The 18127-nt window shown below is 39.0% G+C and carries 15 protein-coding genes; all 15 read left to right on the plus strand.

Features of this window, described 5'->3' with window-relative positions; genetic code table 11:
• The first annotated feature begins 117 nt into the window (after positions 1-117).
• Positions 118-852 (plus strand): UMP kinase, encoded by a 735-nt coding sequence (gene pyrH / locus ACYT32_RS02755; protein ID WP_395264353.1) that lies wholly within the window; start codon positions 118-120, stop codon positions 850-852.
• A complete protein-coding gene (frr, locus tag ACYT32_RS02760; RefSeq protein ID WP_395264475.1) occupies positions 842-1399 on the plus strand; it encodes a ribosome recycling factor in 558 nt (185 codons plus the stop codon). The genes pyrH and frr overlap by 11 nt, the downstream gene beginning before the upstream one ends.
• Entirely contained in the window at positions 1399-2148 is a 750-nt protein-coding gene (locus tag ACYT32_RS02765) for an isoprenyl transferase (RefSeq protein WP_395264477.1), read from the plus strand. Before frr ends, ACYT32_RS02765 begins: the two co-directional genes overlap by 1 nt.
• An 18-nt stretch (positions 2149-2166) precedes the next feature.
• The gene (locus tag ACYT32_RS02770) at positions 2167-2961 is read left to right on the plus strand and encodes a phosphatidate cytidylyltransferase (RefSeq protein ID WP_395264354.1); all 795 of its coding nucleotides are present in this window, start codon (positions 2167-2169) and stop codon (positions 2959-2961) included.
• Between the two features lie 19 nt (positions 2962-2980).
• The gene (gene rseP / locus ACYT32_RS02775) at positions 2981-4249 is read left to right on the plus strand and encodes an RIP metalloprotease RseP (RefSeq protein WP_395264355.1); all 1269 of its coding nucleotides are present in this window, start codon (positions 2981-2983) and stop codon (positions 4247-4249) included.
• A gap of 14 nt (positions 4250-4263) precedes the next feature.
• Positions 4264-5970 carry a proline--tRNA ligase gene (locus ACYT32_RS02780; protein ID WP_395264356.1) on the plus strand — a complete coding sequence of 569 codons (1707 nt, stop codon included), beginning with the start codon at positions 4264-4266 and terminating at the stop codon, positions 5968-5970.
• Positions 5971-6008: 38 nt separating this feature from the next.
• Positions 6009-10310, plus strand: a complete 4302-nt coding sequence (locus tag ACYT32_RS02785) for a PolC-type DNA polymerase III (protein WP_461793352.1) — start codon at positions 6009-6011, stop codon at positions 10308-10310.
• A 118-nt stretch (positions 10311-10428) separates the two neighbouring features.
• On the plus strand, positions 10429-10902 hold the full coding sequence (gene rimP / locus ACYT32_RS02790; protein ID WP_395264478.1) for a ribosome maturation factor RimP: 474 nt from the start codon (positions 10429-10431) through the stop codon (positions 10900-10902).
• Between the two features lie 10 nt (positions 10903-10912).
• Positions 10913-12094 carry a transcription termination factor NusA gene (gene nusA, locus ACYT32_RS02795; RefSeq protein WP_395264358.1) on the plus strand — a complete coding sequence of 394 codons (1182 nt, stop codon included), beginning with the start codon at positions 10913-10915 and terminating at the stop codon, positions 12092-12094.
• Positions 12095-12109: 15 nt separating this feature from the next.
• Entirely contained in the window at positions 12110-12418 is a 309-nt protein-coding gene (rnpM, locus tag ACYT32_RS02800) for an RNase P modulator RnpM (RefSeq protein ID WP_395264359.1), read from the plus strand.
• Entirely contained in the window at positions 12418-12714 is a 297-nt protein-coding gene (locus ACYT32_RS02805; protein WP_395264360.1) for a L7Ae/L30e/S12e/Gadd45 family ribosomal protein, read from the plus strand. Before rnpM ends, ACYT32_RS02805 begins: the two co-directional genes overlap by 1 nt.
• 13 nt (positions 12715-12727) lie before the next feature.
• The gene (gene infB / locus ACYT32_RS02810; RefSeq protein WP_395264361.1) at positions 12728-15565 is read left to right on the plus strand and encodes a translation initiation factor IF-2; all 2838 of its coding nucleotides are present in this window, start codon (positions 12728-12730) and stop codon (positions 15563-15565) included.
• A 133-nt stretch (positions 15566-15698) separates the two neighbouring features.
• Positions 15699-16058, plus strand: coding sequence for a 30S ribosome-binding factor RbfA (rbfA, locus tag ACYT32_RS02815; protein WP_395264362.1), 360 nt, complete (start codon positions 15699-15701; stop codon positions 16056-16058).
• A 105-nt stretch (positions 16059-16163) separates the two neighbouring features.
• On the plus strand, positions 16164-17069 hold the full coding sequence (gene truB / locus ACYT32_RS02820; RefSeq protein ID WP_395264363.1) for a tRNA pseudouridine(55) synthase TruB: 906 nt from the start codon (positions 16164-16166) through the stop codon (positions 17067-17069).
• A 13-nt stretch (positions 17070-17082) separates the two neighbouring features.
• The gene (gene ribF, locus ACYT32_RS02825) at positions 17083-18018 is read left to right on the plus strand and encodes a riboflavin biosynthesis protein RibF (RefSeq protein WP_395264364.1); all 936 of its coding nucleotides are present in this window, start codon (positions 17083-17085) and stop codon (positions 18016-18018) included.
• Positions 18019-18127 lie beyond the last annotated feature (109 nt).

Below are 18127 nucleotides of genomic sequence, written 5' to 3' on the forward strand. Positions count from 1 at the left end.
CCTTTTCTTGTATAAAGGGTTGTATCCGAGCGATTTTTATTTAAAAATAGTGATTAGATAAATTTACTGTATCGAATATGTTAAAATATTTAGTAGCAAAATTAAAGGAGAGAACGTATGCCTGATATCAAGTATAAAAGAGTGATTTTAAAAGTTTCTGGTGAAGCATTGGCCGGAGAAAAGGGATTTGGAATTAACCCTCCAGTTATTAAACAAATAGCTGAACAAATTAAGAGTGTTCATGATCTAGGTGTACAAGTTGCGATCGTTTGTGGCGGTGGTAACATTTGGCGTGGTGAAACCGGTGCCGAAATGGGTATGGATCGTGCCCAAGCTGACTACATGGGTATGATGGCAACAGTTATGAATGGCTTGGCTTTACAAGATGGTCTTGAACATATCGGTGTTCCTACACGTGTGCAAACATCAATTGAGATGCGTCAAGTTGCTGAACCATACATCAGAAGAAAGGCCGTTAGACATCTTGAAAAGGGTCGTGTCGTAATCTTTGCTGGTGGTACTGGTAATCCTTACTTCTCAACTGATACAACTTCAGTTCTTCGTGCAGCTGAAATTGAAGCGGATGTTATTTTGATGGCCAAGAATAATGTTGACGGTGTTTATTCTGCAGATCCTAAGAAAGATCCAAATGCCAAGAAGTATTCAGAATTGACCCAACTTGATATTATCAATAAGAATCTTGGAGTTATGGATACAACTGCTTCATCATTGTCAATGGACAACGACATTTCATTGATCGTCTTTAACTTGAACAAACCAGAAAACATCAAGAAAGTTGTTCAAGGTGAAAATATCGGAACAATTATAAAGGGTGGTAATGATGACAAATAAAGCTATTTCAAAAGCAAAAGAGAACATGGGTAAGTCCATCGAAGTTTTGAATCGTGACTTGGCTAATATTCGTGCTGGTAAAGCTAATGCATCAATTTTGAACAAGGTGATGGTTTCATATTATGGTAGTGAAGTTCCTTTGAACCAAGTAGCTTCAATCAATGTTCCTGAAGCTCGAGTTCTTTTGATCACACCTTATGACAAATCTTCACTCGATGATATTGAACATGCTATCAATTCATCTGATTTAGGACTAAATCCAGCAAATGACGGTAACGTTATTCGTTTGGTAATCCCACAGTTGACCGGTGAACGCCGTCAAGAGATTGCTAAGCAAGTTGGTAAAGAAGCAGAAGGCGGCCGTATTGCTGTCCGTAATGTTCGTCGTGAAGCTATGGATGATTTGAAGAAGCAATTAAAGGCTAGCGATGTAACTGAAGATGAATTCCATAATCTTGAAAAAGATGTTCAGAAAGTTACTGATGATGCCATCAAACAAATTGATCAATTGGCTGCCGATAAGGAAAAGGAAATTACTGAAGGGTAATCTCAATGGCAGAGGATAATAAGCAACAATTGAGTCCAGAAATGTCGATTCCAAAGCACATTGCGATTATTATGGATGGCAATGGTCGTTGGGCTAAGGAATTAGGTCAACCAAGAATTGCCGGTCATAAAGCTGGTATGAACAATGTGAAGACGATTGCTACAGCCGCCAGTCATTTCGGTGTAAAAGTTTTGAGTCTCTACGCTTTTTCCACTGAAAATTGGAGTCGTCCTAGTAAGGAAGTTAACTTTTTGATGCGTTTGCCAGTTGATTTCTTTGGAACGTTTATGCCGGACTTGATTAAGGAAAATATTAAGGTCGTTGTGACGGGCTTTACGGACCATTTACCTGATCGGACCAAAAATGTAGTGTTAAAAGCAGTTGAGGATACCAAGGATAATACTGGGATGATTCTCAACTTTGCTTTTAATTATGGTGGTCGTGCGGAGATTATCCATGCGACAAAAAATTTGGCAATTGAAGCCGTTAATGGTTCAATAGACCCAGATAAAATTGACGATGAAATGTTTGCTAACCATTTACTAACGAATCAATTAGGAGAATTAGCCGATCCGGATCTTTTGATCAGAACGAGCGGCGAAGAAAGAATCTCCAACTTTATGTTATGGCAGTTAGCTTATTCAGAAATGGTCTTTGATAAAACTTATTGGCCTAATTATACGGTTGATAATTTGATTGAGGATATTAAAGAATTTGACAGACGAGACCGTCGATATGGATCTGTTTAGTTCGATTGGGGGAAAATTATGAAACAACGTGTAATCACAGCTGTTATTGCCTTGGCAATCTTTATTCCCATTCTGCTTGCTGGTGGAGTATGGCTGGAAATAGCTGCTGCAGCTTTAGCTGTAGTTGGTGTATTTGAAATTTATATCATGCGTAAACGAATTATCGTTTCAATTGATTTCTTGGTAACAGTACTGGGAACATTAGCTTTAGTAGTGCCAAATGGATTCTATCGTGGCTGGTTCCCAGCAAGTTTTTCAAGATTGGATTTATTTTACGTCTTTGCGGTGATCCTATTGATCATCACAGTTTTGACTAAGAATAAGTTCAACTTTGAAGATGCTGGCGTTTCGACTGTGGCAATGCTTTATATTGGAACTGGTTTCCATTATTTGGCAGCAGTCAGAAATTCACAAGCTGGCTTAGCACTTCTAATGTATGCTTTGATCGTCGTTTGGTCGACAGATATTTTTGCCTATACTTTTGGTAGAAAAATCGGTAAGCATAAGTTATGGCCTGCTATTAGTCCTAACAAGACTTGGGAAGGAACAATTGCCGGAATCGTGATGGCATTGCTTCTCTCAGGCCTTTATATGTACTTTTACCCACAAGAGTACTCGACTGTCACAATGTTGATGATTGCCTTTGTACTCTCAATTATGGGTCAAATGGGCGATTTGATTGAATCTGCTTATAAGAGATTTTACAAAGTAAAAGATTCAGGGAACATTTTGCCAGGTCATGGTGGAATCTTGGATCGTTTTGATAGCATGTTGATCGTGCTACCTTTGTTACACATTTTTGGTTTAGTATAAACAGCTCGTGGAGGTTAAAATGACCGCGATAATTACATTTATAATCGTTTTTGGAATCCTTGTGATCGTTCATGAATTTGGACACTATTATGCTGCAAAAAAATCCGGAATCTTGGTTCGGGAATTTTCTGTTGGAATGGGGCCCAAAATCGTTGCTTACCGAAAGAATCATACGACCTATACTCTGCGGCTTTTGCCACTGGGTGGTTATGTCCGTATGGCTGGAGCGCAAGAGGACGATTCTGAGATTCAACCAGGAACGATGGCATCATTAGTCATAAATGATGATGATAAAGTAACAAAAATAATTACTTCAAGTAAAGTTTACGATGCAAACGCGGTTCCAGTTCAAATCTCAAAAGCTGATCTTGTCGATGATTTAATAATTGAAGGTTACGAAAATGGTGATGAAACGATCACCAAAAAGTATTCTGTTGATCATGATGCAACAATCGTTGAAGAAGATGGGACAGAGGTACAAATTGCCCCTCGTGACGTCCAGTTGCAGTCTGTTTCAGTTTGGAAACGGATGATCACTAATTTTGCTGGTCCATTCAATAACTTTGTCTTAGCGATCGTAGCGGCAATTATCGCCGCTTTTATGATGGGTTCAGTTGCGACTGGAACGAATCAACTTGGCAGTGTGCAGAGTAATTCTGTGGCGCAAAAAGCGGGTTTAAAAGCTAATGATAAGATTTTGAGTGTCAACGGTAAAAAAACTAGTTCATGGACAGCTTTAACTGAAAGCATTCAAAACAATCCTGGTAAACAAGTAACCATGGATGTGCAATCAGGTACAAGTACTAAACAAGTTAAATTAACGCCAAAGACAGTCAAACAGTCTGGTCAAAAATATGGACTGATCGGTATTACAGCTAAGTTGGATTCGAGCTTTTTAGGTAAGATCAAATATGGCTTTAACTATAGCTGGAGTACTTCACTGACCATTTTCCATGCTTTAGGCAAGATGGTTTCTGGTGGATTTAATATCAACCAGTTGTCCGGTCCAGTCGGAATCTATTCCATGACTTCAAAAGTGGCCTCGACTGGTTTGATCAACATCATCTTGTTTACATCAATGCTGTCAATGAACTTAGGAATCGTCAACCTGATACCGATTCCGGCGCTAGATGGTGGAAAAATTTTATTGAATATCGTTGAAGCAATCAGACGAAAACCAATTCCAGAACAATACGAAAATGTCATTACACTGATTGGGGTCGGCATTTTGGTCTTGTTGATGATTGCAGTCACTTGGAATGATATCCAGCGCTTCTTTATAAAATAGGGGGATAAAAGAACTTGAAACAATCAAAATTATATATTCCAACACTGAAACAAACTCCTTCAGATGCTGAGGCCATCAGTCACCAGTTGATGTTGAGAGCGGGTTACATTAGACAAGTTTCTGCAGGTGTATACGCATACTTGCCACTTGCTTGGTCAGTAATTCAAAGAATTGAAAATATCGTACGTAAAGAAATGACAAAGATCGACGTTGCTGAAATGCGCATGCCCGCAATTTTACCAGCTGACTTGTGGAAAGAAAGTGGCCGTTACGCAACATATGGCGACAATCTTTTCAAATTTAAAGATCGTCACGAACGTGATTTCATCTTAGGACCAACGCATGAGGAAACTTTCACAAGTGTTGTTAAGGAAGGTTTGAATAGTTACAAGAAATTACCTCTTTCTTTATACCAAATGCAAATGAAATATCGTGATGAAGATCGTCCTCGTAATGGTTTGTTGCGTGGTCGTGAATTCATTATGAAAGATGCATATTCATTCTCAGCTAACAAAGAGCAACTCGATGTGATCTTTAATCAAATGGAACAAGCTTATCGAAATATCTTCGATTTGTGTGGTTTGAATTACCGTGCAATTATCGGTGATGCTGGTGCCATGGGTGGAACTGATTCTAAAGAATTTTCAGCTATTGCGGCCATCGGTGAAGATACGATTGCTTATTCAGATGAATCAGATTATTCAGCTAACTTGGAAATGGCTGCAAGTAAGATGGATGAAAATCCTCAAGAAGAAAAGCAAGCTATGTCTGAAGTCGATACACCTAACGTTCATACCATTGACACTTTAGCAGCGTTATTAAAGGTCGATCCAGCAAGAATTATGAAGGCTGTGGCTTATATCGCCGACGAAAAGCCGGTCATGGTCATGATTCGTGGCGACTATGATGTTAATGATGTTAAGTTAAAGAATTATTTAGGTGCTGACTTCTTACGTGAAGCGACTGCTGAAGAAGTAACTGATGTCTTCAAGAGTGTACCTGGTTTTATTGGACCTAAGGGTATTTCTGAAGATGTGCAAGTGTTGTATGATAGTTCACTAGTAGGTTTGACTAACTTTGTAGTGGGACCTAATAAGAAGGATCGTCATTTTATCAATGCTAACTTTGAAGATATTACAACGGAAATGCCTGAATTTAGAGACTTCCGTGTCATTAAAGAGGGTGAGGTTTCACCTGATGGACATGGTCATATTAAGTTCACTCGTGGTATTGAAATTGGTCATATCTTCAAATTGGGAACTAAATTCTCCAAGGCACTAGGTGCTAACTTCTTGGATGAAAATGGTAAGTCGAATCCAATCATCATGGGAAGTTATGGTATTGGTATCTCACGTCTTTTGACAGCCATTGTTGAACAACATAGTGATGAGAACGGGATTATTTGGCCTGAAAGCTTGGCACCTTATCAAGTCCATGTTGTTCCTATTAAGTACAATGATGATGTTCAAGGCAAGTTGAGTGATGAAATCGTTTCATTGCTTCAAGATCAAGGATATGATGTCTTACTTGATGACCGTAAAGAACGTCCCGGTGTTAAGTTTGCCGATTCCGATTTGATTGGTTTGCCAATTAGAATCACTGTTGGTAAAAAGGCTGGCGATGGTATCGTTGAATTGAAGATCAGAAGTACTGGCGAAACCATTGAAGTAAGTAAAGATGAATTAGTAAATTCAGTAAAAATATTGCTTAAGAATCAGTAATGAGGCTTAGGCCTTTTTTATTTTTTGAAAGGTAGAATATGGCAGATACAAAACAACTTTTTGAAATTCTCGTTAAGCAGATCAAGTTAGACAGTCTTTTAAGTTCGAAGGCTTCATTTGCAGACGGAAAATTAACCAAGTTGGAAGTTCATAAGAATAGTAAACGCTGGACTTTTTTCTTCGAGTTCAACGATGTCTTGCCATTTGATGAATTTTTAACATTTGTAAAAGCTCTCAAGGCTAATTTTGACGGGATTGCTCAAGTCGATTTTGAGATCAGTACCAAAAAAGCTCAGCTGAGAGAAAAAGACATAAAAGATTATTGGAATTATGTTTTAAATGATTGCGGCGTCAATTCACCGATGGTCATCAGTCGGATCAGTCAAACTCCACCATACATGCAAGATGGTCAGGTATTTTTTGATGTTTCGAATGATTTCATGGCTGATATTATCGACGGCAATTTAATGAACGGCTTGCAGTCAGAATACAGTAGTTTAGGTTTTCCAGATTTTAAGATCAGAACTAATATCGATCAAAACAAGTCGCAGGAAAAAGAAGCAGCTATGAAGGCAGCTAATGCTGAAAAAGCTAAGCAATTTCAAGCTAAGGCCAAAGAAGCAAGTGAGAAAAAGGCGGCCAAACCGGCAGGCAATGTTTCAAAAGTAGGTCGCAAGATTCCCGATGATCAAGAAATTACACAGATGGTCGATATCATTGAAGAGGACCGTGGCAAGGTAGTTGAAGGTTATGTCTTTGATATTGATGTTCGAAAACTTAAGTCAGGCCGCTCACTTTTGATTTTGAAAGTGACTGACTATACTTCTTCATTTAGTATCAAGAAATTTTCTAACGGTGAAGATGATGAAAACTTCTTTAACTCCTTAGATAAAGGTGCTTGGATCAGAGTTCGTGGTAGTGTTCAAGAAGATAATTTCTCACGTGAATTAGTAATTATGGCGCAAGATATCAATGTGATCAAACATGAATCACGTCAAGATACCGCTGAAGAGGATAATAAGCGAATCGAATTGCACGCGCATACTAATATGAGTCAAATGGACGCTATTCCTAGCGCCACTGATTTGATCAAACGGGCTAGCGACTGGGGGCAGCCAGCGATTGCTATCACCGATCATCATGCATTGCAGGCCTTTCCAGAAGCTTTCAGTGCTGGTAAAAAGTTCGGGGTCAAGATTGCTTATGGAGTCGAGATCGACCTTGTTGACGAAGGTAATCCTATTGCCTACAACTTACGAGATCAAAAACTTGCTGGTTCTGAATACGTCATCTTTGATACGGAAACGACTGGTCTGTCAGCCGTATACGACTCGATTATTGAAATTGGGGCAACCAAGATGAAGAACGGCGAGGTAATTGACCGTTTTGACAAGTTTATCAATCCTGGTCATCCACTCTCAGAAGTAACGACTAATTTGACTAGTATTACGACGGAAATGGTTGAAAATGCTCCAGATGAATCAGTTATTATCGGCGAATTTATGGATTTCATCGGCGATGATATTTTAGTCGGTCATAACGTTACTTTCGATATGGGCTTCATGAATGCTGCTTTGACGAGAATGGGACGAAACCGATTGTCAATGCCAGTTATTGATACTTTGGAAATGTCTCGGACCTTGCATTCTGAATATCGTAACCACAAGCTGGATTCTTTGGCCAAACGTTATAATATCGTTTTGGAACACCATCACCGGGCTGATTCCGATGCTGAAACAACTGGTTATTTGATGTATAAATTGTTCGATGAATTGGAAGATAAATTTGGAACCGACAATGTTTCACAGTTAAATGACCATATCGGTGGGGATGAAGCTTATAAGCAGGCACGTCCAAGTCATGCCATTTTGCTAGCTCAAACTCAAGCTGGGTTGAAGAATATGTTCAAAATCGTTTCATATTCAATGACGCAATATTATTATCGAACAGCTCGTGTCCCTAGACGGTTGTTGAATAAGTATCGTGAAGGAATTATCGTCGGTTCGGCTTGTGAGAATGGCGAAGTTTTCACTAGCATGATGCAAAAAGGTTACGATGAGACACGCGAATTAGCTCAATACTATGATTATTTGGAAGTTATGCCTCGCTCATTGTATCAACATTTGATTGATATCAAGATCATTAAAGATGAAGCAGCTCTGCAAGAGATTTTGAAAAATATCGTTAAACTGGGTAAAGAGTTAAAGAAGCCAGTTGTTGCGACTGGTGATGTGCATTATATTGATGAGCACGATAAGGTTTATCGAGACATCGTCATCAAGGCGGTCAAAAGTAATGCATTGGCCAGACGTCCACAGTTGCCTGATGTACAGTTTAGGACGACTAATGAGATGTTTGATGAATTCAGTTATATGGATCAAGCCACTGAACAAGAGATTATCGTCGATAATCCTAAGAAAATCATGGATTCAATCGAAGAGATATCTCCGGTTAAAGACAAACTTTATACCCCAAAGATGGACGGGGCCGAAGATGAGATCCGTGAATTGACAATGAACAAGGCTCACGAATTATATGGTGATCCGCTGCCAGAATTGGTTCAAAAACGAATGGATCGAGAGTTGAAGAGTATTATCGGTAATGGTTTCTCCGTTATTTATTTGATTGCTCAACGCCTAGTTTATAAGTCCAATAAAGATGGATATTTGGTTGGTTCCCGTGGTTCAGTTGGTTCAAGTTTCGTGGCCACAATGACCGGTATTACTGAAGTTAATCCTTTACCACCACATTATCGTTGTCCAGAATGTAAGTATTCCGAATTCTTTACCAAAGGTGAAGTTGGTTCAGGATACGACTTGCCAGACAAGAAATGTCCTAAGTGTGGTGCGGATTTAGAAAAAGATGGTCAAGATATTCCTTTTGAAACTTTCTTAGGTTTCAAAGGGGATAAGGTACCTGATATCGATTTGAACTTCTCCGGTGACTACCAACCCGTAGCTCACAATTATACGAAAGTTTTGTTTGGGGAAGATCATGTTTTCCGTGCGGGTACAATTGGAACGATTGCTGACCGAACGGCCTTTGGTTATGTGAAAAACTATGAAGAGTTGACTGGTCAAAACTTGCGAAATGCAGAAGAAGAACGGTTAGCAATTGGTTCAACAGGTGTTAAACGAACAACTGGTCAACATCCGGCTGGTATTATCGTTGTGCCAGATTATATGGATATCTTTGATTTCACGCCGATTCAATATCCCGCTGATGATCAAAGTGCTTTGTGGAAAACTACTCACTTTGATTTCCACTCGATTCATGATAATATCTTGAAACTTGATATCCTGGGACATGATGATCCGACGATGATCCGTATGTTACAAGATTTATCTGGGATTGATCCTAAGACTTTGCCAGTTAAAGACCCTGGAGTGATGGAATTATTTAGAAGTACTGATTCCTTGGATGTCACGCCAGAACAGATTTTTTCTAAGACTGGAACGCTCGGTGTTCCCGAATTTGGGACTCGTTTTGTGCGGGGGATGCTCGAAAAAACTCATCCGACGACCTTTGCGGAATTGCTGCAAATTTCTGGACTCTCCCATGGTACCGACGTTTGGTTGGGTAATGCTGAAAAATTGATCGACAAAGGTGTCGTTACGCTAAAAGATGTTATTGGTTGTCGTGATAATATCATGATGGATTTGATTCACTACGGAATGGATTCGCAAATGGCTTTCCAAATTATGGAGCATGTTCGTAAGGGACGTGGTATTCCTGACGATTGGAAGCAAGCGATGAAAGATGCCGAAGTTCCTGATTGGTATATCGATTCTTGTTTGAAGATCAAGTACATGTTCCCTCGTGCCCATGCGACTGCCTATATTATCATGGCCTTGAGAATTGCCTACTTTAAGGTTCATTATCCACTTTATTACTACAGTGCTTACTTCACTGTCCGAGCTGATGATTTTGATCTCGTGGCGATGACGACAGGTAAAGAGGCGGTCAAAGCTTCAATGAAAGCTATCAATGATAAAGGGATGGACGCTTCAACTAAGGAAAAGAACTTGTTAACTGTTTTGGAATTAGCTAACGAATGTTTGGAACGTGGTTTCAAGATCAAGATGGTTGATATTGAAAAGTCAGATGCGTTTGAATTTAAGATCATCGATGACAAGACACTCTTAGCTCCGTTCAATGCAATTCCCGGGTTAGGTGATAACGTTGCTAAACAGATCATTGCAGCCCGTGAGGAACAGCCTTTCTTATCGAAGCAAGACCTTGGTACACGTGGTAAAGTTTCTAAAACTGTGATAGAATATATGACTGAAAATCATGTTTTGGATGACATGCCCGACGAGAATCAATTGTCGTTATTCTAACGGTAGTTGATATAAGTTGATTTAAATAGTAATATATGTTAAATTAACTACTAGTTAATTATTGATTAATGAGTGAGCAGAAATGCTCACTCTTTTTATTGCCGATTACTTTGGAGGAATGTACTTGGATACAAAAGTTGAAGAATTAAAAGCCATTTTACAGCCAATCTTAGATAAACATAACTTTTTTCTTGTTGATCTAGAATTCGTCCACGAGCGTGGAGACTGGTATTTGAGAGTTTATGCTGATAAAAAAGGTGGCATCAACATCGATGACTGTGCGCTGATCAGTGAGGAATATGGTGAAAAGCTGGATGAATTGAATCCTATCGAACCCGCTTATTACTTAGAAGTTTCTTCACCAGGGGCTGAACGTCCATTGAAAAACGATGCTAGTTTAGCTGATTATGTTGACGACTATGTGCATGCTTCTTTATATCAAAAACAAGATGGTCAAAAAGCTTTTGAGGGTACATTAAGCGAAGTAACTGAAGATAAAATAACTTTGATCGTTAAAGTTAAGAATTTAAAAAAACAAGTAGAAATCAATCGCGACAATATCGCCAAGATTCGACTTGCAATCGAATTCTAAGGAGAAAATCATGAGTAAAGAAATGGTTGAGGCTCTTGACGCACTTGAAAGCGAAAAGGGTATTAAAAAAGAATATGTGATTGAATCACTCGAAGCCGCTTTGGTTGCAGCTTATAAGAGAAATTACAACCAAGCCCAAAACGTTGATGTTGAATTTGACGCTAAAAAGGGTAATATACATGTTTATGCAGTCAAAGAAGTAGTTGACGAAGTAGCTGATGATCGTTTAGAAGTCAGCTTAGAAGAAGCTCAAAAGAAGAGCAAGGGTTATGAAATTGGCGATCACATCAAAGAAGAAGTAACACCAAAAGACTTCGGCCGTATCGCTGCGCAAACTGCTAAACAAGTCATCATGCAACGAGTTCGTGAAGCTGAGCGTGATATCATTTATAATGAATATAGCCAATATGAGCACGAAATTATCCAAGGAACAGTTGAACGAAGCGACAGTCGTTATGTTTATATCACTTACGGTCGGATCGAAACTGTTATGCCAAAATCAGACCAAATGCCTGGTGAGACATATAATTCACGTGATCGTATCCGTGTTTACGTCACTAAGGTTGAAAATGCTACTAAGGGACCACAAGTTTTTGTTTCCAGAACTGATCCCGGTTTGGTAAAACGTCTCTTTGAACAACAAGTACCTGAGATTTATGATGGAACAGTTGAGATCGTCTCAATTGCCCGTGAAGCTGGAGATAGAACAAAGATTGCAGTTAAGTCTGATAATCCAGATGTTGATCCAGTGGGAACTTGTGTTGGACCAAAGGGTAGCCGTGTTCAAGCAATCGTTGATGAATTGAACGGTGAAAATATCGATGTCGTACCTTATGTCGACGATCCAGTTGATTTCATCGCTAATGCCTTGAATCCAGCTGAAGTTATCGCAGTTCAATTTGACGAAGATGATAAGAAGCAATGTATCGTGATCGTACCTGATTATCATTTGTCTTTGGCAATTGGTAAAAAGGGACAAAATGCCCGTCTAGCTGCCAAGTTGACTGGTTACAAGATCGATATCAAACCAGAATCACAAGTTGAATTCGTTGATGATAACGATCAAGACGTTGACTTAGCTGACGTTGAAAGTGGTAAGATCGATATTGAGAAGACACGTGAAAATGCCGCCAATGCAGATGATGCAAAGAATCCAGCTGCCGAGGAAGCTGATTCTGATTCAGAAGAATAAAAAGGGGTGATGGATTTGGCAACTCGTAAGATACCAATGCGAAAAGATATTTTAACAAATAATATGTATCCAAAAAGAGAAATGGTCAGAATTGTCAAAGATAAAGAAGGCAATATTTCGATTGATCCTACTGGTAAAAAACCTGGTCGCGGTGCTTATGTTGGTCTGGATCCAGAAGCCGTTAAAGCTGCTAAATCAAAGAAATCTTTAGAAAAGGTTTTCTCACATGCAGTTCCAGCAGATTTTTATGATGAGCTATTTGAATTCGTTGATCATCAAAAAGCTCGAATGGACTTGTTTGGGGATCTTGGGAAGAAACATTAATGAATTCTTTTTTAAGTTTTTTAGGTCTCGCAGTTAGAGCTCGAAAAGTTATTAGTGGCACTGAATTGACCATTAACGGAATTCGTAATGGTGAAGTTAAATTGGTAATTATGTCCGAGGATTGTAGTGCTCGCACGAAAAAGGATTTGCACAATAAGGCAAGTTATTATAATGTACCTGTGATAGATACATTGACTAGTAATGAAATTAAAACGGCTATTGGAAAAGACAGAAAAGTTATGGGAATAACAGATTTTGGATTTGCTAAAAGGTTAAAAGAAATAATGGACAATTAAGGAGAGTGATAGGATGGTCAAAAAGAGAATTTATACTATTGCAAAAGAAAATAGTGTTGAGAATCAAGTAGTACTAGATGCCGCCAATAAGTTAGGCATTGATGTTAAGAACCACATGTCATCAGTCGATGAAGGCGCAGAAAAGAAGATTGTGAACAGCTTGAAAGGTAACAGTAATGCTACTAAACCAGCTGCTAAACCTGCAACTTCAAAGCCAGCTTCCACAAGTAATGAGGGACATGAAGGTAGTAATCGTAATTCCGGTGAACACAAGACCAAAATCAAGATTACTGCTGTAAGAAGAGATACTAATAAGGGTAAAGGTCACTTTGACCATCGTAACAACAATCACACATCCAATGGTAATCGTCCAAACAGCAATAATAATAACCATCGTAATAACACTACCGCAAACAACAATACCCATAATGGCGAACGTAGTAACCAAGTGCGCGACAATCACGGTCGTAATAATGACAACCGTAATAACGCAAACAGTAACAATCGCAATAGTCAAACACGTGACAACCGCAATCGCAACAACAATAATCGACGTGATCGTTCTAATACGCAAACTCAACAAGCACCACGTCCAAGACAAAGTGCTGGTAATAAATACTTAGAACAATTTAAGACAAACATCGCTGATGCTAGTCGTATTCCTAGTCATCCAACTAGAAATAACAATAATCGTCCTAACAATAATCGCAATCATAACGATAATGCTCAAAAGAACAATCACCGTCCTAACAACAATGGCACTAACCAAAATCGTGTCAATAACCGTAACAATAATTCTGCCAATAATAACCAACGCAACAACAGTGCAAATAATAATCAAAACAGAAGACCTAATAACCAAACTACAGCTGCTAAAGCTAAGGAAACTACAAAGTCAACTGTAGCTCAAACTGATATTCCAAAACCAGAATACAAGAAGCAAAAACCAACTAATAATAATCGTGACTTTGGACATAAGACTAATCTGGCTAATCCATTTGGTAGTCGTAAGAAGAAGAAAGAACGCAAGCGTCAACAACGTCAACGTACCGAACCTAAGAAGCCAATGCCACAAAGAAAAGAACGTCCATTACCAGAAACATTAGTTTATACAGTTGGTATGAACGCTCAAGATATTGGTAAGTTGATCCATAGAGAACCAGCTGAAATTGTTAAGAAACTCTTCATGCTGGGGATCATGATCAACCAAAACAAGTCTTTGGATAAAGATACCATTGAATTGCTAGCCACAGATTACGGTATCAATGCTCAAGAAAAAGTCGAAGAAGATGTTGCCGATATCGACAAGTACTTCGATGCTGAAGCTAACAATACTGAAAATCTTGTTCACAGACCACCAGTTGTTACTATCATGGGACACGTTGATCATGGTAAGACAACCTTGCTTGATCATTTGAGACATACTCATGTTACTGCTGGTGAAGCCGGTGGTATCACACAACATATTGGTGCTTATCAAGTTCGTCTTCAAGACAGATTGATCACATTCTTGGATACTCCAGGACATGCGGCCTTTACTAATATGCGTGCTCGTGGTGCTGATATCACTGATATCGTTGTCCTAGTTGTTGCTGCTGACGATGGTGTTATGCCTCAGACTATTGAAGCTATCAACCATGCTAAGGCTGCTAATGACCCAATTATTGTGGCAATCAATAAGATCGATAAGCCAGGTGCTAACCCACAACACGTAACCGAAGAATTGATGAAATATGACTTGGTTCCTGAAGATTACGGTGGGGATACGATCTTTGTTAATATCTCAGCTAAGATGGGTACTAACATTGATGAATTGCTAGAAATGATCTTGCTTGAATCTGATGTCTTGGAATTGAAAGCAAATCCTAAGCAAAAAGCTATTGGTACAGTTATTGAAGCTAAATTGGATAAGGGCCGTGGACCAGTGGCAACATTGCTTGTTCAACAAGGTACATTGCATGTCGGTGATCCAATCGTTGTTGGTAATACTTTTGGTCGTGTTAGAACGATGACTAATTACAATGGTAAAGAGATCAAAGCTGCTAAACCTTCAGAACCAGTTGAGATCACAGGTCTAAATGATGTTCCAGAATCAGCTGATAAGTTCGTAGTCTTCGATGATGAAAAGACTGCTCGTGCTGCTGGTGAAGAGCGTGCAAGTCGTGCCCTTGAAAAGGAACGTCAAAACTCTAACCCAGTTACACTTGATAACTTATTCGAAACAATGAAAGAAGGAGAACTTAAACAAGTTGCCGTTATTATTAAGGCCGATGTTCAAGGTTCTGCTGAAGCCATTGCCGGAAGTTTGAGAAAGATCGAAGTTGAAGGCGTTCGTGTCAATATCATTCATCAAGCTGTTGGTGCTATTACTGAAAGTGATGTTAACTTGGCCGCTGCAAGTAATGCTATCATTATTGGTTTCAACGTTCGTCCAACCGCTCAAGCAAAGACGCAAGCTAAGGATGAGAATGTCGATATCCGTCTACACAGAGTTATCTATAAGGCTATCGATGAAGTTGAAGCTGCTATGAAGGGTATGCTTGAACCAGTTTATGAAGAAAAGATCACTGGTAACTTGACAGTCCGTGAAACATATAATGTTTCTAAGGTCGGTACAATTGCTGGTTGTTACGTTGATAGTGGTAAGATCCAACGTGATAGTGGTGTCAGACTCGTTCGAGATGGCGTTGTTATCTACGAAGGCAAGCTTGCTTCACTTAAACGTTTCAAAGACGATGTTAAAGAAGTTGGTTCCGGATTCGAATGTGGTATCACAATCGAAAACTACAACGATATTAAGATCGGTGATCAAATTGAAGCTTATGTCATGGAAGAAGTTCCAGTTAAATAATTACTGAATTCAAATAGAAAGTCTGATGCATAAAGCATGGGGCTTTCTTTTTTTTGACCGTGATGTGATATAATCATCTAGTGATGAATAAAAAGACTTAAATAGGTTTTTTAAATAATGTAGGAGGTACGATATGGTTAAACATCGTATTGGTCGTGTAGAACAAGAGATTCAAAAAGAAGTTAACGACATTCTTTTAAAACGTGTTCGTGATCCAAGAGTTCAAGGCGTGACAGTAACTGGTGTTGAGATGACAGGTGACTTACAACAAGCCACGATTTATTACAGCATTCTCTCAGAAAAGGCTAGCGACGTTGAAAAAACTCAAGCTGGTCTGGACAAAGCTACCGGTTTGATCCGCCGTGAATTAGGTCAAAAATTAACTTTGTATAAAGTTCCTGAACTAGAATTCAAACAAGATGATTCAGTTCGTTATGGTGAAAAAATCGATAAGTTGATTGCTAAAATGCATCAAGACGAAGCAAATCGGTAATGTTTAATTAAAAAATGGGTAGATAAATCGATTCTGGTTTATCTACCTTTTTGAGTTGAAAACTAGTAAGATTATTGAAGAGAATAGACAGATACGGAGATTGTTATGGACGGAGTAATTCCTTTAAATAAAGAAATCGGGCAGACTAGTTCTGATTACGTTTATCAATTAAGAAAATTATTGCACACGCGAAAAATTGGACACACCGGGACATTAGATCCACTTGTTGACGGTGTCTTACCAATTTGTGTGGGACAGGCTACTAAACTAGTCAATACTTTGACTGGTTCACCTAAGGAATATGTTGGTCAGATCACCTTAGGCAAATCAACTACGACTGAAGATCGAGAGGGTGAGGTTGTTGAAGAAAAGAAACTGGTGCAACCTTTCAGTGTTGAGCAATTAAATGAGACCTTTAAAAAAATGACTGGTGATTTAGTACAAATACCACCAATGTTTTCTGCGGTTAGAGTCAATGGCAAGAAATTATACGAATATGCCCGTGCTGGCATTGAAGTTGAGCGTCCCCAGCGACAGATTCATATTTATGATTTTCATATTTTGGATGAACCGATTTTTGATCCCACAACTGGGTACCAGACGGTAAAGTTTCACGTCAAGTGTTCTAAAGGTACATATGTGAGAACTTTGGCAGTGGAATTCGGTCACCTTTTAGAAATGCCGGCTTATATGTCGCAGTTAACGCGAGTTAAGAGTGCCGGGATCAGTCTCGACGAGACTTTTACAATTGGCCAAATTTCAACGATGCTCGACAATAATGATTACAGCTTTTTACGTTCAATTGACCAAGTCTTAAAGGATGTCCCTCAACACGAATTAACTGACGAAGAATGGGAAGTTAGGGTCTTACATGGCGGCTTTTTAGAAGTAGAAGCTGATAAGACTCAACAATTGCGAGTTCAACGAAATGGAATTACGAAAGCCCTTTACAAGTATGATAAAGTAAGAGATATGTGGATTCCTGATTTAATGTTATTGAATAATAAATAAAAAGAGATAAAAAATGCGAATAATAAACGTTAAACATCCTTTATTGGAACAGCAACGTCCCAAAAGCGACACTGTCTTAATAATGGGCTTCTTTGATGGTGTACATTTGGGGCATCAAAAGGTCATTAAAACGGGTGTAGCTTTAGCACGTGAAAAAAACTTGCCAGCAGTCTTAATGACTTTTGACCGCTCACCTCGCACAGTTTACCAACATGAGAAAAATTTTAAATATTTATCAACCATGTCCAGAAAAGCTGAATTAGTTGAGCAATTAGGTGTAGATGCACTTTATTTTGTCGAATTCAGCGATGATTTTGCCCATTTAGAGCCCCAGGCCTTTGTGGACCAGTATATGCTCGGATTGAAAGCTAAGTATGTTGTAGCAGGTTTTGATTATACGTATGGCAAAAAAGACCGTGCTAATATGAAAACCTTGCCTGACTTTGCTCAAGGACGATTTGAAACAGTTACGGTTCCTGAACAATTGATCGATGGGAAAAAGATCGGCTCGACATCTATTAAGAGTTTCATTGAAAGTGGGCAAATTGACGCAGCTAATCAATTTTTAGGTTACCGTTATCAGAATCAAGGGGTTATCATCCATGGCTTGCAACGAGGCCGTCAATTAGGTTTTCCAACCGCTAACTTGGAAATTTCAGGTCCACAGTTAGTGCCAAAAATTGGCGTCTATGCCACGAGAATTAAAGTGGCTGGCCATTGGTATCAGGCGATGACCTCGGTGGGATACAATGTCACCTTTAAAGAAAATACGGGCGTGACAATCGAGACGAATATCTTTGACTTTGATCAAGATATTTATGGCCAAAAAGTTGAGCTCGAATGGGTAAAATATCTGCGTGGCGAAGTAAAGTTTGAAAACGCTGAGGGTCTTGTTAAACAATTGAAACTAGATCAAACCAATTCTATCCAGGCTTTGCAGATTGATTGAAATAATCAAAAGGTCCTCTGATTCTAAATTGAACCAGAGGTTTTTTATTGGGATGAGATGCTATTTCTTTCTAAATCATTTACGGTTGAAAATAATTTGTGAAATAATT

This window comes from Companilactobacillus sp. FL22-3, from assembly GCF_054881455.1.